Origin of the sequence: Methyloprofundus sedimenti (genome assembly GCF_002072955.1) — a bacterium.
GTDB classification, from domain to species: Bacteria; Pseudomonadota; Gammaproteobacteria; order Methylococcales; family Methylomonadaceae; genus Methyloprofundus; species Methyloprofundus sedimenti.
Genome location: NZ_LPUF01000001.1, coordinates 284,692 through 305,609 on the forward strand (window position 1 = coordinate 284,692; position 20,918 = coordinate 305,609).

Genomic DNA, 20,918 nt, shown 5'->3' on the forward strand with positions numbered 1-20,918 from the left:
ATGGTGGGACAGGTTTAAAGAGGTTTAAAGGGGTCAGAGCCCTTTAATAATAAATAAAATTATGTTATGTTTAAGCCTGTTGTTTTAAAAAGAGATTAATAATGCCAAGAAAACCTCGTTTTTATTTACCAGGCGTGCCGGTTCATATCGTGCAACGCGGTAATAACCGTGACCCGATTTTCTTTGATGAAAGTGATTACACGACATACCTTGGCTGGCTAAAAGAGGGGTTGGACAAATATCATTGTCAGCTTCATGCCTATGTATTGATGACTAATCATGTGCATCTACTGGTTACGCCGGTTGCAGAGAATTCAGTGAGTCGATTAGTGCAATATGTTGGCCGAAGGTATGTCCCCTATATTAATCATAAGTATGGTCGTTCCGGGACATTATGGGAAGGACGTTATAAAAGCAGTCTTGTTCAGGAGGATTCTTATTTGCTGACTTGTATGCGCTATATAGAATTAAATCCGGTGCGTGCCGGGATGGTTAAAAATGCCATTGAATACCCTTGGTCGAGTTATGCGTTTAATGCGCTGGGCAAACCAAATGAGTTACTAGAGCCTCATTCGATTTACCATTCGCTGGGGATTAATGTTAACGCTCGAATGGGTGCATATGCTAAATTATTTTTAGCGCACATGGCGGATAATATTACCCAGGAAATAAGAGATGCATGGCAAACAGGCACGCCATTGGCAAATGATCGGTTCAAAGCTGAAATTGAGAGAACGCTGAATAAAAAAGTCGGTTATGCCAGAAGAGGGCGTCCCGTTGTTGAAAAAACATAAAAAGGGCTCTGACCCCTTAAAGAAATATCAAAAAAATAAGCCAATCCATGGCTTGAAAGTAAACAAATTCCGCTTGTTTGAGTGCATCTCTCAAGTTCATCATATGACTTGAAGCTTTCAATAACCTTTCAAATGAATATTTTATTAATTGAAGATGATGAAGTGTTGGCAGATGGACTCCGGCACACACTTAACAATAGCGGTTATACGGTAACGGCTGTTTCTAAAGGCATGTATGCTAAACAACTGTTGCAGGCACAGGGCTTCGATTTGATTATTCTGGACCTGGGTCTGCCCGATATAGATGGGATGCAACTGTTAAAATCATTGCGAAAAATGCAAATATCCTTACCCATTCTGATTTTAACGGCCAGAGACAGTATGAATGAGCGTGTTGAAGGCATAAGCCAGGGTGCGGACGACTATATGACCAAACCCTTTGACCTGAAAGAACTGGAAGCCAGGTTAAATGCCCTGGTCCGGCGCTGTTATGGCGGGTTCAGTAATTTTATAGAAGTTGGCCCTTTGCAGCTGGACACGAGCTGTGGACAAATCAAAGTTAATGATGAACTGCTTTCCATTTCTGCCCGGGAAATGGCTGTGCTGGAATTATTGATGTTGCAACATGGAAAGGTTGTGAGTAAAGATCGCATTGCACAGCAACTTTCCACCTCCGGTGACACGCTTGCAGATAATGCTATTGAAATTTATATCCACCGCGTTAGAAAGCATGTCGCACCATACGATGTTTCGATTAGAACGATCCGGGGACTAGGTTATCTACTTGAGGACCGGCCTGCGGATAAAAAAGATGAATAACTTTTCCAGCCTGAAATCCACCATTGTTTTTCGCATGATCATTCCGATCATGGTTTTTATCATACTTATCGAGTGTGCATTCTCCTATTTAGTGACGTTACATAATGTCAACGAAACCTATGATCGTTGGCTGTTGAATTCTGCCCGTTCTCTGGAGCAGGAGGTGAACGTTATTGATCAAAAAATTTCAGTCAAATTATCGGGTAGTGCGTTAAAGATTTTTAAATGGGATGATGTTGGCTCCACCTACTTTAATATTCAGACAGAATCTGGAAATATTCTGGTTGGGGATTTGCCGTTAATGGATAAGCCCGGTCAGGCTAATGGACAAGCAAGATTATTCTCCAATATCCTGCTGAATGGTGAAAAGCTGAGGATGGTCTCATTGAATGTATCTGCAGGGCTACCCGAAGCGGTTTTCATTAATGTCGCTGAAACATTAGACAGGCGTAGTGAAAGGTTTATTGAAATGCTTATCACTGATTTGGCACCGCAACTGTTTTTAACTTTGATTATCGGTGCATTGCTTTATAAAGGCGTTGATCGAGTTTTGAAACCTTTGCATAAGCTCACTGATTATATTGCTCAACGCTCGCCAAGTGACTTAAGCCCTATACCTGATGATGATGTTTTTGATGAAGTGGTTGCCCTGACTGATACTATTAATTATTTATTTGAAAAACTGTCAAATTCCATTGCTTCGCAACAGAGGTTTATATCCAATGCTGCGCACCAGTTACGCACGCCATTAGCGGGTTTGAAATTGCAGGCTGAAAGAGCGCAAAGGGAGCAAAATATAGAAACCATGAGACCTGCGCTGAAACAAATACAAAATAGTGCCGACAACGTTTCTCATTTGATTAGTCAGCTGCTGGTTCTAGCTCGCTCAGACCAGATTGAAGGGCGACATTCTTTTCATCGTCTGGACTTGTTAGACCTGACTAAAAATATCTGTATGGAATGGGTGCCGAAAGCACTGGAAAAAGAGATTTCCTTAAGCTTTGAAAGTCTGGAAAAAGATGTTTTTGTTCAGGCCGACCCGATATTGTTAACGGAGCTATTAGCTAATTTACTCGACAATGGCATTAGTTATGGTCATCAGCAGGGCAATATACTGGTTAAAATCGTGAAGCAACCCACTCCTTGTTTAATTCTGGAAGACGATGGTCCCGGCATCAATGAATCAGAATGTCAAAAAGTGTTTGAACGCTTTTATCGAATTCCTGGAACTTCTGGTAAAGGCTGTGGCCTCGGACTTGCCATTGTTAAAGAAATTGCCGATTTACATTTGATTGATTTAAAAATAGGTAAATCGGACATGGGAGGCGTCCAGTTTGCTTTAAACTTCAGACAAATCAATTTTGATTGAATTATTCTGATTTACTGTTCATGTAAAGTATAGAGTATTTCAGTGTAACAGGCGGTAAAAGCATAAAAAAGGGCTCTGACCCCTTAAAAGAAAGTAAATGGCAAGGTTCTACCGAGTGCAAAGATCAAGAGGTCAGCCAGTAATGCCGCTATCAGTCACACTAATTCCATCTAAATCAACGACACGCATATTCACGTCTTCGTTTGGTTATCAATGAATAGTCCTTCGGTCTTCGCTTAACAATACTAGATTGATTTGGTCTGGTTGGTTGCCCGATTTCCCTTTTAAATTCAGGATAGTTGAATATCGTGAGCAAAACCATTTAATACAATGATCAACCCTACTCCAGCAAAAATTAAAGCTATTTGTTGCAGTGAAGATTTGATATCCGTTTTTTTATGTAGCGTTGGAATTAAATCAGAGACAGCAATATAAATAAAACTTGATGCTGCCATTGCTAGAAAATAAGGCAGGTTCTCCTGTAATCCATCTAAACTATAATAAGCTAAAATCCCGCCAATAACTGTCGTTAAACTTGCCAGAACATTATAAAACAATGCTTTTGTTTTAGAATATCCACTGTGTAACAAAATGGCAAAATCGCCTACTTCTTGAGGAATTTCATGTGCGGCAACTGCTAAACTGGTAACAATACCTAATTGTACGTTAGTTAAAAATGCAGCTGCTATCAATACTCCATCAACAAAATTATGGATACCATCACCGATAATAATCATTGTTCCTGCAGACTTGTGAGAGCCATGAGAATGGCTATGATCATGGACATGTTCATCAATCTCCCCATGAACTTCACAAGTCCCGGAATGACAATGTCGCCAGATTAACAGCTTTTCCAGCATGAAAAATAATAATAGGCCCAGCATAATTGAACCGGATAAGGTCTGTACCTGTTCTGTTCCAACTTCCTCAAAGGCATGTGGAATCAAACCCCAAAAGGCAACGGCCAATAAAGCGCCAGTAGCAAAACTAACCCCATGCGGCAATACTATTGCACGTGTCTTGTCAGACAATAATAAAAACACAGATGCGACTAAAACGCTTAATACGCCACCTAGGGCAGTAAAAAAAATAATTAAAAATAGTAAATTCATTGAGAATAGAAATAAGGAATTATCTGTGGAGCGGGCTTTAATCCACTAGTAAGTAATTGAAAAAATGAGTATAAACATGGCTTCATGTTTTAGACGCAACATCACCGCGATAAAAAAGCCAACGGGCTAGGTCTTCCAGATCATGCTTGCCATACGTCCTGTCTGGCCATCGCGTCGATAGGAAAAAAATTGATCTTTATCGCTTACAGTACAGTATTGGCCGCCATAAATTTGCTCTACGCCAGCATTGTTTAATAGTATGCGTGCAATTTGATAAATATCCGCTAAATATTTGCCTTGCGAATGATCTTTGAACGCACTGGCAAATTGCGTCGATTTATTTATAAAGGCAGTGCGCACATCATCACCTACTTCAAAGCATTGCGCACCAATGGCAGGGCCCAGCCATGCCAAAACACCAGTATCAGGCATTTTAAGCAGTGTGCTTTCAATAATGCCATTTAACAGTCCGCGCCAGCCACCATGTATCGCAGCAATTACCCTGCCTTGCTGTTCACACAGTAACAACGGCAAGCAATCGGCCGTGAGTACTGTACAAACAATATTGTTTTTAGCGGTATAGCTGGCATCGGCTTCCGGGCTGACCTTGTTCACTTGATCGGCACAAACAACTTGTGCACTATGTGTTTGCTGCAGCCAGACAGGTTCAGCAGGTAAAGTCAGCATATTTTTTATGCGTTGCCGGTTTTCTAATACATGATGCAATAAATCATTAACATGGCTTGCGGGATTTAAACTGCTAAATTCGCCCTGACTAACCCCACCTGTTCTTAGCGTTGTTGCTGAGTGAATATTGTCAGGCACGGGCCAGTCAGGAGTGATCCAATGTGTCATTTGCTCTCAATGCTGTTAACAATTCTTGCATATCAGGAGGTACAGGCAATTGCCATTCGCAATATTCACCAGTACGTGGGTGTATTAAGCCTAGCTTTTCAGCGTGCAAGGCTTGCCGTTTAAAACTACGTAATACTTTTTCTAATTCTTGACCGCAATCCTTTGGCATTTGAAACCGGCCACTGTACATAGGGTCTCCAACCAGAGGTAGGCGCAAATGTGCCATATGTACCCTGATCTGATGGGTTCGTCCGGTTTCCAGTTTGACCTGTAGTAAAGTGTTACGTAAAAACCGCTCAAGAACCCGGTAATGTGTAACTGCAGGCTTGCCATTATCTCTGACTGCAAATTTCATGCGCTCGGTAGGATGCCTTCCAATAGGCTCATTGAGAGTTCCTCCACCGGTCATACGGCCTATGGTAATTGCCAGGTATTCACGATGAATTTCTCTTGCCTGTAGCTGCTCTACCAGGCTGTGATGCGCTGCCAGGGTTTTTGCGACCATCAATAAGCCACTGGTATCTTTATCAATACGGTGTACTATTCCAGAACGCGGAATAGTGACCGCATCGGGTAAATGAAAGAGTAAGGCATTTTGTAACGTACCGCTCCAGTTACCTGCTCCGGGGTGAACAACAAAACCGGCTGGTTTATTAACAATTAAAATATCCTCATCTTCATAAATAATATCCAGAGGTATATTTTCCGCCAGGTATTCGGTGACTTCTTCTGCTTCTGCATCTAATATCAGTTCTTCACCACCGACCAGGCGATCCTTTGCTTTTAGCTGTTCGGAATCAACCGTTACGCGACCCGCTTTAACCCAGGTTTGTAATTTATTGCGCGAATAATCAGGGAAAATTTCCACCAAAACCTGGTCTAATCGCTTTCCCGCTAATTCTAAAGGTACATCGGCTGTTAAAATTGCCATATAATATTTTTTCCTGACTAAATTTGTATACAAAATCTGTATTTACCTGCAACAGATGTATTTATGTATAAATTCTTTTACAATAATGCATAATTACTTAAATAAAAGAATAATTTATCAATCTTACAACGTGTCGTTGCAACTATGCCATCATTTTTCCATAAATTAGCATTTATCCTCTGCTTGTCTCTGTTTATACAGGCTTGTAGTATGTTCAATAAAGAAACAAAAGAAGACGAATATGTGGGCTGGACAGTAGAGCAATTTATTACTGCAAGCAAGCAAGATCTGGAGGATGAAAAGTATAAAAAAGCGATTGTGCTATTAGAGCAACTCGACTCGCGTTATCCATTTGGCGAACATTCTGCGCAAACACAGCTGGATCTGACTTACGCCTATTACAAAAATGGTGATGCCGAGGCGGCTTTAGCTTCAGCTGATCGCTTTATTAAAACTCATCCACGTAATCCAGATATTGATTATGCCTATTATTTAAAGGCGCTGGTAAATTTTAATCGTGAACTCGGTTTTTTCGAGCGTTTTGTACCCTCAGATACAACCCAGCGCGATACATTATTTACCCAGACGTCTTATTTAAATTTTGAAGAGCTGTTGCGTCGCTTCCCGAATAGCCAATATGTACCTGATGTAAAACAACGCATGATTTATCTAAAAAATGCTTTGGCAAGACACGAGTTACATATTGCACGATTCTACATGGACAGGGAAGCCTATGTAGCAGCAGCAAATCGATCCAACTATATTCTACAGCATTATCAAGGCACGCCGGCAGTTCCTTATGCATTAGAAATTCAAATAAAGGCTTATAAAATTTTAGCTTTGCAAGGCCTGGTCGATGATAGTACTGAAGTTTATAACTACAACTATCCTGACGGCCCTGTCCTTCCTGAAGCTGATTCAAGTGATGTTGTTGTTGTGCCTTTTATCTGGAGTCTGTTTGCCTTTGATAAATAAGCGTATCGCTTATTATTCATCATTACTATGTATTTTCGTCAGATTTTCTTAATTTCCTGCCTGAGTGCACTCGCTGCGAGCTTTTGCTTTAGTCTTTACCAGTGGTATCTGGTCAATCCCCTTATATTTGCCGCCGAGTTATATGAGCAGGCGACACCTCCGGGTTCAAATGTAATTGAGCCGGCGCAACCCTGGAGCCCCGGCGATGGTATTGAGCGTAGCGTGTATACTTTATTAGCAAATTTCCTGATGAGCCTTGCGTATAGTTTACTACTTACGAGTGCTATGGTTTTTCGCGGCTCCAGTTCAAGCCTAAAAGGACTGGCATGGGGAATGGCCGCTTATATCTCCGCATTTATCGCACCTGGTTTGGGTTTGCCGCCAGAAATCCCCGGCATGGACGTTGCCGACCTGGCACAACGCCAAAACTGGTGGTTGCTAACGGTCTCCTTGACCGGAGCAGGCCTGGCAATATTAGCATTTAGTCCGCGTTACTATAAGGGAGCAGGATTTATACTTTTACTGTTGCCACATTTAATCGGTGCACCGGTATCTGCAGTACATGGTTTTAGTCACCCAGATCCTGAAGCAATTGCCATGCTAACAAAGCTATGGCATCAGTTCATCCTGCAAACCAGTATCGCAAACGCATTATTATGGTTTATAATCGGCATCAGCACAGGTTTTTTATGCCACAAATTTATTGATACTGTGACACCCTTAGGAGTGAGGGGTTGATAATACCCGAGTATGGCGCAGGATTCTGGCTTCACAAGCGTGTTAGGAAAACAGGCGCAAGCAGGGGCTACGCAACTAGTTTTCTAGCGCGGCTGTGAAGTCAAAAGACGAGTCAGACTCGGGTATTATGAATTCTCGTTCCTTACAACCCACCAAATTTACCAGGGCTTAATATGAATGCCAATAACCCCGCTTCACTGGAACAAAGCGTTCCTGTTGCTACGACTAAAAATTTGCAACTCATTGCTGCAGCGGCATTAGGACTTATTATTTTATTTGGCGTAGGTTTTGCTCCGATGGATATTATGCACAATGCTGCACATGATACCCGCCATAGCGTTGCCTTTCCTTGCCATTAACTGATGATAAGATGGGTAAACTTTATAAAGTGGGCCCATCTTAATTAAGAGTGTCCAGTTTAATCATATATTGTGGGAATAGGCTGGCGTTTGTGTTGTGTTTTTTGAAATGTTTCAATAATTAATTGACTCACTTTTTCAGCAACCGGTTTACCTTCTAAAAAATCATCAATCTGATCATAACTCAATCCCAGAGCGCATTCATCAGTTTTACCCGGTTCCAGATCTTCCAGATCAGCTGTAGGCGCTTTTGCTATCAACACAGCGGGCACACCCAGGGTTTTTGCGATCTGTCTGACCTGCCGTTTATTTAAACCAAAAAGCGGCGCAAGATCACAGGCTCCATCGCCCCATTTGGTAAAAAAGCCGGTTATATTTTCTGCTGAATGGTCGGTACCAATAACCAGTGCCTCCAACAATCCTGCAATTTCATATTGTGCAATCATCCTTGTCCGGGCTTTTACATTACCTTTACTAAAATCGAGTTTTAGCGTAGATGCAACCAGCTCCCCATGATCTTTAAGTACACGACATGTTTCTGCATGAATAGCATCTACTCCGGTTTGCACATTGACTGAAATATTTTGTCCGGGCTGAATAAAGCTAATCGCAAGCTGTGCATCACTTTCGTCAGCCTGAATATTATAAGGCAGGCGCACGGCAATAAATTGATATTCGTTGCTATTTTCTTCATTATTAAGCTGCTCAGTAGCTAATTGCGCTAGACGGCCACAAGTAGCTGAATCAATACCGCCGCTAATGCCTAACAACAGATTCTTTAAATTTGATTGTTTAAGCTGCTGTTTTATAAAATCAATGCGGCGCTGAATTTCAAACTCTGGCTCAATAACCGGGAGTACTTTCATTTCTTCAATAATGTCTTTTTGATTCATAGAATTTAATAGCGAGGATAGATAGTGTTACTGTTAAAACCGGGGTGTAATGACTAAATTAATTTTTGCAATTAATTGTATCTGAGTTAGCTACCATAAGTGCTAAAATATTACGCAAACTATTTAGTTCGGTTATTTAAGAAGCAATATCTTCATATGAGCGCAGAAAATAAAATATTAATAGAAGTTTTCCCTAGGTATATAGCAGATCAATCTATGCCTAGTGCACACAAATATGCCTTTGCGTATACTATTAAGATCACAAACGCCGGCGCAACGGCAGCGAAATTAATAAGCCGGCATTGGTTAATCACTGATGCTAATGGCAAGGTTGAAGATGTCCGTGGTGAGGGGGTTATCGGCAAGACTCCGTACTTAAAGCCAGGTGAGGAATTTACTTATACTAGTGGCGCGCTTATCGAAACAGCTGTTGGTGTGATGCAAGGGGAATATACAATGCTCTCTGATTCAGGCGAGAATTTTGATGTGCCTATTCCCCGATTTACTTTATCGATACCCAGAACATTACATTAGCTATGACGATCTATGCGATTGGTGATATTCAAGGTTGTTACGATGATTTGCAGCGATTATTGGACAAGATTGATTTTAATCAACAAACCGATCAGCTCTGGTTTGTTGGGGACCTGGTTAATCGCGGGCCTAAATCATTAGAAACCCTGCGTTTTATTAAATCGCTTGGTGATGCAGCTGTTTGCGTCTTGGGAAACCATGATCTGCATTTACTTGCAGTAGCTTATAAACATTCACCAATTCGCACAAAAGATACGATAACTTCGATACTGCGTGCAAAGGATAAAGACGAATTATTACATTGGTTAAGGCACAGGCCCCTATTTCATTATAACGATGATTTTTGTATGCTACATGCGGGCTTGCCACCGCAGTGGGACTTTTCGATGGCAAAAAAAATGGCGGCGAAAGTTGAACAGGAATTGCGCGGTGATAGCCACGTAAAATTTTTTAAACAAATGTATGGTAATGAACCTGACAAATGGAGCGATAAATTAAAAGGTTATGAACAATTGCGCTTCGCTGTAAATTGTTTTAGTCGTATGCGTTTTTGTGATGAAAAAGGACGCCTGGATTTTAAATATAATGGTAAACCAGGCAGTCAACCAAAAAATTTAATTCCCTGGTTCGATTTACCGAATCGAAAAAATGCACATTTAAAAATTATTTTTGGTCACTGGTCTGCCTTAGGTTATCACCACTCGAATAATTGTCACGCAATTGATACTGGCTGCTTGTGGGGCGGGCAACTGACAGCCCTGAAACTAGATGCACAAATGCAACGAATCAGCGTTGATTGCGAAGGCTATAGAGTGCCCAATCACTAGTTGACCTGTAAAAGATAAATACCAATGCATCAACCCGCTATTATTTCCTGTGCCTTGCACGATTATATTGAAATTGCCTGTTTATATGGATATCAGATCAAACTGTTATTAAAAGATGGGCAAACAGTTGCAGGTAAAGCGATTAATATCCTGAGTACTCCTGAAAAACGAGAATATTTGCTGCTCGCGTGTGAACAACAAATAAAAATTGAACTCATTGAAATTAAAGAATTACAGGTATTAACACCACAGGCGAAATTTCAATCTGTTTCTTTTACATAGCAGTTAAGCATTATTTAAAAAGTAAGTGAGATAAAAAACTTAAAACCATCCAAAGGTCTTTAGCCTGAGAACTTATCATGCATTCCTGATAGAATACAAATTTTTTTATACAAGCCATATCAAGGCCTTAATACTTAGAACTAACACTAGAGAAAAACATGTTTTGTTACCATTGCCAGGAAGCTAAAAAAAATATTGCCTGTGATACGGCTGGAATTTGTGGAAAAAAAGCGGATGTTTCTAGCTTGCATGACTTATTGACCTATACATTAAAAGGCTTGGCTTTTTACGCCGTAAAGGCAGCCGAGTCTGGAATAACTGACTCAAACATTGATAAATTCGTTGCTCGCGCTTTATATTCAATGGTAACCAATGTTAATTTTGATCCAGCCGTCTTTGTGCAATTAATTGCAGAAACTGTGCAAAGGCGCGAGCATTTGAAAAGATTATTGTCCAAAAGTGAAACGGTATTTATTACTGAGGAGCCCGAGGAAGCCCAATGGCTTTATGAAAAAATTGATCAAGAGGCCTTCGTAAAGAAAGGAGAAACGGTTGGCGTGCAGGCCGGTGGCGAATTATCCGGTGATGATGCCGATTTACATGCCGCACGGGAAATGCTGATCTATGCCGCAAAAGGTTTAGGGGCTTTATTAGAACATATTCAGGTGTTAGATGTGTTTGCGCCTGAACACTATGTTTTTATGTATCAAGCAGTTGCATATACTTTGCAAAAACAGCGCAGTTTAAATGAGTTACTCGCCATGAATTATAAATGTGGTGAGCAGGCGATACTGGTTATGGCATTGCTAGAGCAGATCAATATTGAAAAATTTGGCCAGCCCTCTGCAACAACAGTGCATTTAGACTCCTGGGATAAACCTGGTATTTTAGTTTCCGGGCAAGATTTTCATGATTTACAGGATTTATTAGAGCAAAGCGCTGGCTCTGGTGTTGATATCTATACCCACGGCGAAATGATTGCTGCCCATAGTTATCCGGCTTTTAAGAAATATTTTAATCTGGTCGCCAACTATGGTGGTGCATGGCAGGATCAAAAAACCGAGTTTGGCAAGTTTCAAGGCCCTGTTCTGGTAACCACAAACAGCCTGCAACAACCTAAAAAAGGCTACACTGCAAAGGCCTATACTTCAGGCATGGTTGGCTGGCCTGATATTGCGCATATTGAAAAACGTAGAACCGAAGATGCAAAAGATTTTTCTGAAATTATCCAGCAAGCACTGCAATGTGAGCCGCCTTTACCTTTAACAGCGGGCAGTGTCACAGTAGGTTATGGACGGCATGCACTCATTGCTTTAACGGACACCATTACGCAGTCTATTAAGTCGGGTGATATTAAACGTATTATCGTTTTAATTGGCTGTGACGGGCGGCACAAAGAACGCCGCTATTACACCGATTTAGTTAAAGCCTTGCCTGCCGATACGCTTATTCTAACGGCTGGTGATACTAAATATCGATTTCATCAGTTAGAATTAGGTGAAATAAACGGTGTGCCACGCCTTTTGGATGCAGGACAAACTCATGATTTTTATGCAGTGATCGCATTTTTAACCCATTTGCAAAATACCATGCAGCTAGAGCATATTAACCAACTACCTGTCTCTTTTAATATCGCCTGGTATGAGCAACAAACCATTTTAATGATGCTGGCAATATTCGCTCTTGGTATTAAAAATTTGCGTATAGGCCCCACGTTACCGCCTTTTTTTAGCCCGGGCATTTTGCAAAAATTAACAGACGAACTGGCGGTTAAAGGAATTGATACGCCAGAAAATGATGTAGCGGCAATGCTTGAAGGTGAATGAAACAGTACAAACTACAATAATTGTGTATCTCCGACTAGACTTCCAAACTGCTTAAGGCGCAATATTTAGATAATGCTAGAAAAAATAATTGAACGTTTAATTTATGCAAGCCGCTGGCTGTTAGCGCCTATTTATTTGGGGATGAGTTTTGCTTTAATGGCTTTGACGGTTAAGTTTTTTCAAGAACTATATCACTTTATCCCTGCAATTTTAACGATAGAAGACAATCAGTTAATTCTGAAACTGCTGACTTTTATCGATTTATCCTTAGTTGGCAGCCTGACCATTATAGTGATGTTTAGTGGCTATGATAATTTTGTTTCCCGTCTGGATATTACCGAAGGAACAGAAAAACTATCCTGGCTGGGCACGCATGATTATGGCTCGCTAAAAATGAAAGTCGCCTCATCAATAGTGGCTATTTCATCGATACATTTATTAAAGGTTTTTATGAATGTGGAACACATAGCAAATGATAAACTGACCTGGTATGTGCTCATTCATATTACTTTTGTGCTTTCCGCGTTTTTGATGGGCTATTTAGAAAAACTAAAAGAATGAACAAACTTTTACTGTTAAGCACTTCGGCCTGTCATTTATGTGAACAGGCGGAAAGTTTATTATTGCAACTCAATATTGCCTATCAAAAAATTGATATCGCTGAACAGGATCAGTGGCAGGAGCGCTATGCGATTAAAATCCCGGTGCTATTGAATACCCAGGAACAGCGAGAACTTTGCTGGCCTTTTTCCACTGAAGATATACAGACTTTCGTATAAACTAACCAATGGACGTTGTAGAGTGGATTTTATCCGCTGCTAACTCTATACACTATCCCTCAAAATAGCGGGCTACAGTCCGTTCAACATATGTTGAAGAGCAAGCTTAAAATGAATACTAACTACAGAATAGAAAAAGATAGCATGGGAGAATTACAGGTTCCCAGCGATGCTTTGTATGGCGCACAAACTCAACGCGCTATTAATAACTTTCCTATTAGCGGCTTAACGATGCCGCCCGCTTTTATTCAAACCGTGGCTCTGATTAAACAGACAGCCGCAAAAGTAAATATGCAACTTGGCGTATTAGATGCTGCGCGAGGTGAAGCTATTATTAAAGCGGCAGAACAGATTATTCAAGGTGAATACGCAGATCAATTCCCTCTCGATATTTTTCAGACGGGTTCTGGCACCAGTACCAATATGAATGTTAATGAAGTATTGGCGCATCTTGCATCAGCAATTACTACTGAAGCTGTGGGGGCAAATGACCATGTCAATATGGGGCAAAGCAGTAATGATGTTATTCCTACCGCGATCCACATCAGTACGGCGATTGAGTGTCACCGTCAATTATTGCCGGCCCTGGAGCATTTAGCTGCAACTCTGGAAAATAAAGCGCTTGCCTGTCGTGAGTTCACTAAAACCGGGCGCACCCATTTGATGGATGCGATGCCTATGACACTTGAGCAAGAATTAGGTGCATGGACTTTACAAATTCGTAATGGTATAGCCCGGATAAACAGTGCTTTGCCTAGAATACAAAAGCTGGCACAAGGAGGTACCGCGGTGGGCACAGGAATTAATGCACACCCAGAATTTGCGGCATTATTTGCAGCCACAATGAGTAAGGTTACCGGTATTACGTTCAGTCCGAATGACTCTTTTTTTGAAAGTTTAAGCTGTCAGGATGCCGTTGTTGAATTATCGGGACAATTAAAGACTATTGCTGTCAGTTTAATGAAAATTGCCAATGATTTGCGCTGGATGAATAGTGGACCTTTAGCCGGTTTAGGTGAAATTGAGTTAACAGCTTTGCAACCGGGTAGCAGTATTATGCCAGGCAAAGTCAATCCGGTGATACCTGAAGCAACTGCAATGGTAGCCGCACAAGTGATTGGTAATGATGCGACGATTACTATCGCAGGCCAGTCCGGGACATTTCAGTTAAATGTTATGCTGCCGGTGATTGCCTATAATATTTTACAAAGTATAGATATTATCAGTAATGCAAGTATCGCACTTGCAGATAAGGCCATTGCAGATTTCACCGTGCGTGAAGCTAACTTACAAGATGCACTGGCCAGAAATCCAATACTGGTCACAGCCTTAAATCCGATTATTGGCTATGCAAAAGCGGCTGAAATTGCAAAATCCGCCTACAAGCAAGGGCGAGCCATTATTGATGTTGCCGAAGAAATGACGGATATTTCACGTGTCGAATTAGAGAAAATCCTGGAACCGAAACATCTAGCTGCGGGCGGTGTGAATTAATACACTGAAAATTTCTAGTAGAACGGACTTCAGTCCGTTCTATATTTCTGACAGGTTATTACATTGACTCCCTTTAAACCCAAACTTATTGTTTTCGATCTGGATGGTACGCTAGTAGATTCATCGCCAGATATTTCAAATGCTATCAATCTGATGCTATCCGCCTTAAACCAGCAAACCTATTCAAAGCAACAAATAAGACATTGGATGGGCAATGGCGTGACGATGTTAATAAAGCGCGCACTGACTGGTGAATTGAACCCTTTAACAGATCCTGACAATCTGCAACTGGCTAAGCGCGTGTTTAGTGATTTCTACAGACAAAATGTTTGCGTGGAGAGTCAGTTATACGCAGGAGTAAAAGAGGGTTTAGATCAACTGCAGGCAGCTAAAATTAATTTAGCCTGTGTGACCAATAAACCAGCACTATTTACCTCTTCCTTGTTAACTGAAATTGGCATTATAGATTATTTTCCATTTATTGCCTCGGGAGATACCTATAGTAGAATGAAGCCTGATCCTTTACCTTTGCTAGAAGCAGCAAATTTTTTTGCTAATGAAACAGAGCATGCCTTAATGGTAGGTGATTCAATTAATGATATACGGGCAGGAAAAAGCGCCGGCTTTAAAACAGCATTAGTGCCTTACGGTTATATCGGAAAATATAGTTGTGATCAGTTAGGAGCCGATTATCAAATTGATAGTATTGCGCATTTAAGTGAGCTATTATCGCTAGCATACTGATCATGAAAATTATTTTTATACGCCATGGCAAGCCTGATACTCCAAAATCAGGTAAATTGAATACCCATGAATTCCATAGATGGATTGCAGCCTATAATCTGGCGAACTTGGATACCAGCCAGCCACCACCAGAACAGGTGGTGGCAATAGCATGTCAATGTAATGTCGTGATCTGCAGTGATTTGCGGCGTTCTGTTCACTCTGCAGAGTTACTGGGAGTCAGAGATATTGCCCGTATAGACTCAATATTCCGTGAAGTGGAATTGCCTTATTGCACAACGTCAATACCCAAACTATCGCCTGCAAGCTGGTTGATATTGTTAAGAATTCTCTGGTTTTTGGGCTTAGCTGCCAATTGTGAATCTAAGGCTACAGCGATGCGGAGAGCCGCTACTGCAGGAGATTTATTGCATGATAAAGCATTAGCTAATAACACTGTTCTATTAGTTGGCCATAGCATATTCAACAATTTTATTGGTAAACAGCTCAAAGCAAAAGGGTGGCAAGGTTCTGCAAGTATTCTTAGTAAATACTGGGAGATAAGTGAGTATGAGTTTATTGCACCATAGCTATTTATCCAATGGTTATGGCGCTTGAGTCACCCCGGAAAATTTACAAGGCAGAGAACCTTTGCGCTCCCACAGGGAAAGAGAGGGGGATACGGTGTCAGTTCGCAATTGCCACAGTAAGAAACAGGGCAGAGATAAATACTGATTGAACAACCTGCCTCTGGACGCAATTTATATGTACTAACATCACGGCGAAAGACTGCTGCTACAATATATTTAATAACATTATTAAATACAGCAACATTCGTTTAAAATACTATGTTTTATTAAAGTAACTCGAATTTTATCCAGGCTAGGCTTTATGCGTAAAGTCACCGTGTCACCATCATAAAATACACCCCCATGACACCAGAACAATTCAAGCAATATTCCGATCAAGGCTACAATCGTATTCCTATCGCACGTGAAGTGCTGGCAGATTTAGACACCCCGCTGAGCGCGTATCTTAAATTAGCTGATGGTGCTTATTCATATCTATTTGAATCGGTGCATGGCGGAGAACAGTGGGGGCGTTATTCCATTATCGGCTTGCCTTGCAAGTCGCTGATCAAAGTTTTCGGCAATGAGATTCGAATTGAAGAATCAGGAACCGTTGTTGAAAGCTTTGAACATGCCAGCCCTCTGCTCTGGATTGAAGAATTCAAACAGCGATTTAAAGTCCCGGATATTGAAGAGTTACCTCGCTTTAATGGAGGACTGGTCGGTTATTTCGGTTATGAAACGATAGGATATATAGAGCCACGGCTGAAATCAGCTGCTAAAGATGACCCAATAGGCAGTCCTGATATTTTATTGATGATCTCTGAAGAAATTTTAGTCTTCGATAATCTATCTGGCAAAATGATGCTATTAACGCATGCGAATCCGGAACTAGCTAACGCTTATGAAAGCGCACAAGCACGTCTTGACGAGCTGATCTTAAAATTACGTGAATTAAAAGCAAAAACCAACACCGAACATACCCCTAAGCAGGTAAATGAAGCCGATTTTGTTTCGGGCTTTACTGAACAAGGTTTTAAAGAGGCGGTATTAAAAGTGAAAGACTACATTACTGCAGGGGATATTATGCAAGTAGTGTTATCGCAGCGTCTATCTATTCCTTTTTCTGCTGCGCCGATAGATTTGTATCGTGCCCTACGCTGTTTAAACCCATCGCCATATATGTATTATCTTAATTTAGAGGATTTTCATATAGTTGGTTCATCCCCTGAGATCCTGGTACGTTTAGAAGACGGAATGGTTACGGTTCGACCTATAGCCGGTACGCGCCCACGCGGTAAAACGCCGGCTGAAGATATTGCCCTGGAAAAAGACTTATTGGCCGATCCAAAAGAATTAGCCGAACATCTTATGTTAATTGATTTGGGGCGTAATGATGCGGGACGCGTAGCTAAAATTGGCACGGTGGAGTTGACGGACACCATGCTGATTGAACGTTATTCGCATGTTATGCACATCGTCTCTAATGTGACGGGAGAATTAAAGGCCGACAAGGATGCTTTTGACGTTTTGGCGGCAACTTTTCCAGCGGGGACTGTGAGCGGAGCACCTAAAATTCGAGCAATGGAAATCATAGGTGAACTGGAGCCTGTAAAACGTGGGGTTTATTCAGGTGCAGTAGGTTACATTTCCTGGTCCGGAAATATGGATACCGCAATAGCTATCAGAACAGCGGTTATAAAAGATAAAACTTTACATATACAAGCTGGAGCAGGAATCGTTTATGATTCAATACCCCAGAATGAATGGGATGAAACCATGAACAAAGGGCGGGCAATTTTTCGCGCAGTATCGATGGCTGAAGCTGGATTAAATGGAGGCGGAGCATGAGCGCATGTAAAGTTGTAATGGTCGATAATTACGACTCTTTTACTTATAATCTGGTGCAATATTTTGGCGAATTAGGTGCTGATGTAACAGTGGTGCGTAATGATGAAGTAAGTATTGATGATATTCGTGCTTTAACTCCTGATAAAATCGTGATTTCCCCGGGGCCTTGTACGCCCAAAGAAGCAGGAATTTCAGTAGAAACTATTCTTAGCTTTGCTGGAAAGCTGCCTATTCTGGGTGTCTGCTTAGGACACCAAAGTATTGGTTATGCTTTTGGGGGTAAAATTGTTCATGCAAAAAGCATAATGCACGGTAAAGTGTCACCTGTTTACCATAATAATTGCGGAGTGTTTAAAGGTTTGAATAACCCGTTTACAGCAACTCGCTATCATTCGTTGGTGATTGATCAACAATCGTTACCTGACTGTCTGGAAATAACGGCATGGACGCAAGACGAACAAAACAATATCGATGAAATTATGGGGGTACGTCATAAAGAACTGGATATAGAAGGTGTTCAATTTCATCCCGAATCTATTTTGACTGAGCACGGTCACGATATGTTGCGTAATTTTTTAGAAAAATAAATAGTGGATGCATTTCATATACTTTCTCATTCGCGGAATAATAACGTGTAAAACGCTCCTTGCCAGATAAAATGAATATACAAACAGCCTTACAAACAGTCCTGAATCGGCAAGACCTCACTCGTTTGGAAATGCGTGATGTTATGCGCAGCATTATGGGTGGAGAAGCAACTTCGGCACAAATAGCCGGATTTTTAATTGCTTTACGCTGCAAAGGTGAGGCTGTTGAAGAAATTATTGCTGCCGCTGAAGTGATGCGTGAACTTGCTGGCAAGGTAAACATATGTGGTAATCATATTATCGATACCTGTGGTACCGGTGGTGATGGAGCAAATACCTTTAATATCTCCACAACATGTGCCTTCGTCGTTGCCGCAGCAGGTGGAACTGTTGCTAAGCACGGTAATCGTTCCGTTTCCAGTCGCTCGGGCAGTGCTGATGTCCTGGAAGCTGCCGGGGTTAACCTGGAGTTGTCTGCTGATCAGGTTGCACAGTGTGTGAACAGTATTGGCGTGGGTTTCTTGTTTGCGCAAAAACATCATGGAGCAATGCGTCATGTAGCAAAGCCACGCAAAGAAATGGGCGTACGAACGCTGTTTAACTTACTTGGCCCATTAGCAAATCCGGCAGGCGCTCCAAATCAGTTGATTGGTGTTTTTGATAAACAATGGATAGAACCGATAGCTCATGCTCTAAAGGCTTTGGGTAGCGAGCATGTCTTAGTGGTCAATGCCGATGATGGTTTGGATGAAATCAGTATTGCAAGCAGTACTTCGATTGCTGAATTAAAAGATGGCACAATTACCTGTTATTCCATTTGCCCCGAACAATTTGGTTTACAGCGAGCTGATTTGGCAGCTCTGGCCGTCAATGACGTACAAGATAGTTTAACTATGCTGCAAGCTGTCCTGGATAATCAACCGGGACCAGCTCGAGATATAGTTGCCTTGAATGCCGGCGCGGCTATTTATGCTGCAAACCTGGAAAACTCATTATCTACAGGAATAACTAAGGCACTGGAAGTGATTGCCTCAGGCGCAGCTAAAGAAAAGCTCTATGCACTAATAAATTTTAAACCGGTTTAATTTTCAATTTAAAACATACATTTATGACCGATACACCTGATATTTTAAAAAAGATACTTGCAACAAAAGCAGAAGAAGTTGCTAAACGTAAATTACGCATGTCAATTGCTGATTTAGCTGACATTATCAGCGATACAGAAGCGCCACGTGGTTTTGCCCGTGCGCTACAAGGTAAGGCCAGCAGTAAAAAACCAGCTATAATTGCTGAAGTAAAGAAAGCATCACCAAGCAAAGGCATCATTAGAGAAAACTTTAAGCCTGTTGAAATTGCTCAGGATTACGCAATGAATGGAGCGACCTGCCTTTCAGTTTTGACTGACAAAGAATATTTTCACGGCGGTGAGGTTAATTTGCAAATGGCTAGACAAGCCTGTCCTTTACCCGTATTACGTAAGGATTTCATGATTGATCCATACCAGATACATGAATCACGGGCATTAGGCGCAGATTGTATTTTATTAATTGTTGCTGCTTTAGCAGATGCACAAATGCACGAATTAGCCGATACTGCTACACAATTAGGAATGGATATATTGGTTGAAGTTCATGATAAGGCAGAAATGGAACGTGCCTTAAAACTGAATACCCCGTTAATGGGTATTAATAATCGTAATTTACGAACCTTTGAAACGTCATTACAAACCACACTGGATTTGCAAGCGATGGTACCGGATGATCGTTTGGTAATTACCGAAAGCGGTATTCATACTCCAGAAGATGTGCGCTTAATGATGGATAATGATATCTACACTTTCCTGGTCGGTGAGGCATTTATGCGTGCTGAACACCCTGGTGCAAAGATGCGCGAGTTATTTTCAATTTAATAAGGAAAATGTACAGCAGGTCGGGTCGTATATTAATCGTAACTTGATAATATAGCCCGACATAGACTTACACATAAACGCTAGGCTTTATATTTATCCATTGCCTTAATAATCGCAAGTGCATCAGCTACGATCACTTTGGCAGTGTCGTCCAGCTCATTGTTTTTATATATTTTTTCCAGTAAACCCTCTTCGACCAGGGCTTCTTTTACCCAGCGTTTGACCATTCTATAATTACTGGAAACCTTTACTTCTTCTCCCGTTGCCGGATTTTTCATCACAACGGTACGTAATTCGATTTTAGGTGCTGCTAATTTATTAACTTTAGGCTTCGATTGAACAGGCTGCACAGGCCTGGTTTTTTTTTGTGATCCGGAGTTAGTCGCGGTAGCCGTTATTTCAGCTGCAACGGTTTTTGTTACAGGAGGATTAAGTGTGTTCACATCATGTATTTTTTTGTTGATACCCTGCTTGCCGTTATTTTCGTCTTCGAAAACAATATAAGCTATAAAGATCACCGTTAAAATAAAAACAAACTCTGACATGCGCCGCCTCCCCTAAATATTTAATTATTATAATTATGTAATATCTAACTGAATTCCTGAGTATATTGCAAACAAACAAAATACACCAGAATCAATTCACTGATGTGGTCATCATAAAATAGTTCAAAACACATAAAAAAGGGCGAA

The 20,918-nt window shown here is 41.1% G+C and carries 24 protein-coding genes; 19 read left to right on the forward strand and 5 right to left on the reverse strand.

The window, feature by feature from the left end:
* The first annotated feature begins 101 nt into the window (after positions 1-101).
* The 3 genes from AU255_RS01130 (at position 102) to AU255_RS01140 (ending at position 2,982) form a co-directional block, all read left to right on the forward strand.
* Positions 102-794, forward strand: a complete 693-nt coding sequence (locus AU255_RS01130) for a transposase (RefSeq protein WP_080521163.1) — start codon at positions 102-104, stop codon at positions 792-794.
* A gap of 132 nt (positions 795-926) precedes the next feature.
* Complete coding sequence (locus AU255_RS01135) at positions 927-1,613, forward strand: response regulator (RefSeq protein ID WP_080521164.1); 687 nt, start codon at positions 927-929, stop codon at positions 1,611-1,613.
* Entirely contained in the window at positions 1,606-2,982 is a 1,377-nt protein-coding gene (locus AU255_RS01140) for a sensor histidine kinase N-terminal domain-containing protein (RefSeq protein WP_080521165.1), read from the forward strand. Before AU255_RS01135 ends, AU255_RS01140 begins: the two co-directional genes overlap by 8 nt.
* A gap of 290 nt (positions 2,983-3,272) precedes the next feature.
* Here AU255_RS01140 and AU255_RS01145 read toward each other — a convergent pair whose 3' ends face one another.
* The 3 genes from AU255_RS01145 to rluD all read right to left on the reverse strand — a co-directional run bounded on the left by AU255_RS01145 (position 3,273) and on the right by rluD (position 5,880).
* The gene (locus AU255_RS01145) at positions 3,273-4,094 is read right to left on the reverse strand and encodes a ZIP family metal transporter (RefSeq protein ID WP_080521166.1); all 822 of its coding nucleotides are present in this window, start codon (positions 4,092-4,094) and stop codon (positions 3,273-3,275) included.
* A 126-nt stretch (positions 4,095-4,220) separates the two neighbouring features.
* Positions 4,221-4,949, reverse strand: a complete 729-nt coding sequence (gene pgeF, locus AU255_RS01150; protein WP_080521167.1) for a peptidoglycan editing factor PgeF — start codon at positions 4,947-4,949, stop codon at positions 4,221-4,223.
* Entirely contained in the window at positions 4,927-5,880 is a 954-nt protein-coding gene (gene rluD, locus AU255_RS01155; RefSeq protein ID WP_080521168.1) for a 23S rRNA pseudouridine(1911/1915/1917) synthase RluD, read from the reverse strand. Before rluD ends, pgeF begins: the two co-directional genes overlap by 23 nt.
* Before the next feature lie 144 nt (positions 5,881-6,024).
* Between rluD and AU255_RS01160 the strand changes: the two genes are divergently transcribed.
* From AU255_RS01160 to AU255_RS01170, 3 genes are all read left to right on the forward strand, one after another.
* Positions 6,025-6,855, forward strand: a complete 831-nt coding sequence (locus AU255_RS01160) for an outer membrane protein assembly factor BamD (RefSeq protein WP_080521169.1) — start codon at positions 6,025-6,027, stop codon at positions 6,853-6,855.
* A 27-nt stretch (positions 6,856-6,882) separates the two neighbouring features.
* Entirely contained in the window at positions 6,883-7,593 is a 711-nt protein-coding gene (locus AU255_RS01165; protein ID WP_080521170.1) for a CbtA family protein, read from the forward strand.
* A 173-nt stretch (positions 7,594-7,766) separates the two neighbouring features.
* Positions 7,767-7,952, forward strand: a complete 186-nt coding sequence (locus AU255_RS01170) for a CbtB domain-containing protein (RefSeq protein ID WP_080521171.1) — start codon at positions 7,767-7,769, stop codon at positions 7,950-7,952.
* Between the two features lie 59 nt (positions 7,953-8,011).
* Here the strand turns inward: AU255_RS01170 and nadE are convergent, their stop codons facing one another.
* Positions 8,012-8,845: an ammonia-dependent NAD(+) synthetase gene (gene nadE, locus AU255_RS01175; RefSeq protein WP_080521172.1), complete on the reverse strand. Its 834-nt coding sequence runs from the start codon at positions 8,843-8,845 to the stop codon at positions 8,012-8,014.
* A gap of 156 nt (positions 8,846-9,001) precedes the next feature.
* On the opposite strand from nadE, the gene apaG reads away from it, so the two are divergent.
* The 13 genes from apaG to trpC all read left to right on the forward strand — a co-directional run bounded on the left by apaG (position 9,002) and on the right by trpC (position 20,226).
* Positions 9,002-9,379, forward strand: coding sequence for a Co2+/Mg2+ efflux protein ApaG (apaG, locus tag AU255_RS01180; RefSeq protein WP_080521173.1), 378 nt, complete (start codon positions 9,002-9,004; stop codon positions 9,377-9,379).
* 2 nt (positions 9,380-9,381) lie between these two features.
* Positions 9,382-10,206 (forward strand): symmetrical bis(5'-nucleosyl)-tetraphosphatase, encoded by an 825-nt coding sequence (locus AU255_RS01185; RefSeq protein ID WP_080521174.1) that lies wholly within the window; start codon positions 9,382-9,384, stop codon positions 10,204-10,206.
* 24 nt (positions 10,207-10,230) lie between these two features.
* Positions 10,231-10,488: a Rho-binding antiterminator gene (locus tag AU255_RS01190; protein WP_080521175.1), complete on the forward strand. Its 258-nt coding sequence runs from the start codon at positions 10,231-10,233 to the stop codon at positions 10,486-10,488.
* 158 nt (positions 10,489-10,646) lie between these two features.
* Positions 10,647-12,314 (forward strand): hydroxylamine reductase, encoded by a 1,668-nt coding sequence (gene hcp, locus AU255_RS01195; protein WP_080521176.1) that lies wholly within the window; start codon positions 10,647-10,649, stop codon positions 12,312-12,314.
* Between the two features lie 72 nt (positions 12,315-12,386).
* The gene (locus tag AU255_RS01200) at positions 12,387-12,875 is read left to right on the forward strand and encodes a TIGR00645 family protein (RefSeq protein WP_080521177.1); all 489 of its coding nucleotides are present in this window, start codon (positions 12,387-12,389) and stop codon (positions 12,873-12,875) included.
* Positions 12,872-13,093, forward strand: coding sequence for a glutaredoxin family protein (locus AU255_RS01205; RefSeq protein ID WP_080521178.1), 222 nt, complete (start codon positions 12,872-12,874; stop codon positions 13,091-13,093). The genes AU255_RS01200 and AU255_RS01205 overlap by 4 nt, the downstream gene beginning before the upstream one ends.
* A 111-nt stretch (positions 13,094-13,204) precedes the next feature.
* Positions 13,205-14,587 (forward strand): class II fumarate hydratase, encoded by a 1,383-nt coding sequence (locus tag AU255_RS01210; RefSeq protein ID WP_080521179.1) that lies wholly within the window; start codon positions 13,205-13,207, stop codon positions 14,585-14,587.
* A 63-nt stretch (positions 14,588-14,650) separates the two neighbouring features.
* Positions 14,651-15,331: a phosphoglycolate phosphatase gene (locus tag AU255_RS01215; protein ID WP_158083022.1), complete on the forward strand. Its 681-nt coding sequence runs from the start codon at positions 14,651-14,653 to the stop codon at positions 15,329-15,331.
* 2 nt (positions 15,332-15,333) lie between these two features.
* Entirely contained in the window at positions 15,334-15,900 is a 567-nt protein-coding gene (locus tag AU255_RS01220) for a histidine phosphatase family protein (RefSeq protein ID WP_080521181.1), read from the forward strand.
* Positions 15,901-16,242: 342 nt separating this feature from the next.
* On the forward strand, positions 16,243-17,730 hold the full coding sequence (gene trpE, locus AU255_RS01225) for an anthranilate synthase component I (RefSeq protein WP_080521182.1): 1,488 nt from the start codon (positions 16,243-16,245) through the stop codon (positions 17,728-17,730).
* A complete protein-coding gene (locus tag AU255_RS01230) occupies positions 17,727-18,317 on the forward strand; it encodes an anthranilate synthase component II (protein WP_080521183.1) in 591 nt (196 codons plus the stop codon). Before trpE ends, AU255_RS01230 begins: the two co-directional genes overlap by 4 nt.
* A 71-nt stretch (positions 18,318-18,388) precedes the next feature.
* The gene (gene trpD, locus AU255_RS01235) at positions 18,389-19,402 is read left to right on the forward strand and encodes an anthranilate phosphoribosyltransferase (RefSeq protein WP_080521184.1); all 1,014 of its coding nucleotides are present in this window, start codon (positions 18,389-18,391) and stop codon (positions 19,400-19,402) included.
* Positions 19,403-19,425: 23 nt separating this feature from the next.
* Entirely contained in the window at positions 19,426-20,226 is an 801-nt protein-coding gene (trpC, locus tag AU255_RS01240) for an indole-3-glycerol phosphate synthase TrpC (RefSeq protein ID WP_080521185.1), read from the forward strand.
* Positions 20,227-20,306: 80 nt separating this feature from the next.
* Here trpC and AU255_RS01245 read toward each other — a convergent pair whose 3' ends face one another.
* A complete protein-coding gene (locus tag AU255_RS01245) occupies positions 20,307-20,771 on the reverse strand; it encodes a hypothetical protein (RefSeq protein ID WP_080521186.1) in 465 nt (154 codons plus the stop codon).
* Positions 20,772-20,918 lie beyond the last annotated feature (147 nt).

What these genes read in the sequence shown, in the direction of transcription:
- AU255_RS01130 (WP_080521163.1), top strand. Translation starts at nt 102, where the DNA reads ATGCCAAGAAAACCTCGTTTTTATTTACCAGGCGTGCCGGTTCATATC.
- AU255_RS01135 (WP_080521164.1), top strand. Translation starts at nt 927, where the DNA reads ATGAATATTTTATTAATTGAAGATGATGAAGTGTTGGCAGATGGACTC.
- AU255_RS01140 (WP_080521165.1), top strand. Translation starts at nt 1,606, where the DNA reads ATGAATAACTTTTCCAGCCTGAAATCCACCATTGTTTTTCGCATGATC.
- AU255_RS01145 (WP_080521166.1), bottom strand. Translation starts at nt 4,094, where the DNA reads ATGAATTTACTATTTTTAATTATTTTTTTTACTGCCCTAGGTGGCGTA.
- pgeF (WP_080521167.1), bottom strand. Translation starts at nt 4,949, where the DNA reads ATGACACATTGGATCACTCCTGACTGGCCCGTGCCTGACAATATTCAC.
- rluD (WP_080521168.1), bottom strand. Translation starts at nt 5,880, where the DNA reads ATGGCAATTTTAACAGCCGATGTACCTTTAGAATTAGCGGGAAAGCGA.
- AU255_RS01160 (WP_080521169.1), top strand. Translation starts at nt 6,025, where the DNA reads ATGCCATCATTTTTCCATAAATTAGCATTTATCCTCTGCTTGTCTCTG.
- AU255_RS01165 (WP_080521170.1), top strand. Translation starts at nt 6,883, where the DNA reads ATGTATTTTCGTCAGATTTTCTTAATTTCCTGCCTGAGTGCACTCGCT.
- AU255_RS01170 (WP_080521171.1), top strand. Translation starts at nt 7,767, where the DNA reads ATGAATGCCAATAACCCCGCTTCACTGGAACAAAGCGTTCCTGTTGCT.
- nadE (WP_080521172.1), bottom strand. Translation starts at nt 8,845, where the DNA reads ATGAATCAAAAAGACATTATTGAAGAAATGAAAGTACTCCCGGTTATT.
- apaG (WP_080521173.1), top strand. Translation starts at nt 9,002, where the DNA reads ATGAGCGCAGAAAATAAAATATTAATAGAAGTTTTCCCTAGGTATATA.
- AU255_RS01185 (WP_080521174.1), top strand. Translation starts at nt 9,382, where the DNA reads ATGACGATCTATGCGATTGGTGATATTCAAGGTTGTTACGATGATTTG.
- AU255_RS01190 (WP_080521175.1), top strand. Translation starts at nt 10,231, where the DNA reads ATGCATCAACCCGCTATTATTTCCTGTGCCTTGCACGATTATATTGAA.
- hcp (WP_080521176.1), top strand. Translation starts at nt 10,647, where the DNA reads ATGTTTTGTTACCATTGCCAGGAAGCTAAAAAAAATATTGCCTGTGAT.
- AU255_RS01200 (WP_080521177.1), top strand. Translation starts at nt 12,387, where the DNA reads ATGCTAGAAAAAATAATTGAACGTTTAATTTATGCAAGCCGCTGGCTG.
- AU255_RS01205 (WP_080521178.1), top strand. Translation starts at nt 12,872, where the DNA reads ATGAACAAACTTTTACTGTTAAGCACTTCGGCCTGTCATTTATGTGAA.
- AU255_RS01210 (WP_080521179.1), top strand. Translation starts at nt 13,205, where the DNA reads ATGAATACTAACTACAGAATAGAAAAAGATAGCATGGGAGAATTACAG.
- AU255_RS01220 (WP_080521181.1), top strand. Translation starts at nt 15,334, where the DNA reads ATGAAAATTATTTTTATACGCCATGGCAAGCCTGATACTCCAAAATCA.
- trpE (WP_080521182.1), top strand. Translation starts at nt 16,243, where the DNA reads ATGACACCAGAACAATTCAAGCAATATTCCGATCAAGGCTACAATCGT.
- AU255_RS01230 (WP_080521183.1), top strand. Translation starts at nt 17,727, where the DNA reads ATGAGCGCATGTAAAGTTGTAATGGTCGATAATTACGACTCTTTTACT.
- trpD (WP_080521184.1), top strand. Translation starts at nt 18,389, where the DNA reads ATGAATATACAAACAGCCTTACAAACAGTCCTGAATCGGCAAGACCTC.
- trpC (WP_080521185.1), top strand. Translation starts at nt 19,426, where the DNA reads ATGACCGATACACCTGATATTTTAAAAAAGATACTTGCAACAAAAGCA.
- AU255_RS01245 (WP_080521186.1), bottom strand. Translation starts at nt 20,771, where the DNA reads ATGTCAGAGTTTGTTTTTATTTTAACGGTGATCTTTATAGCTTATATT.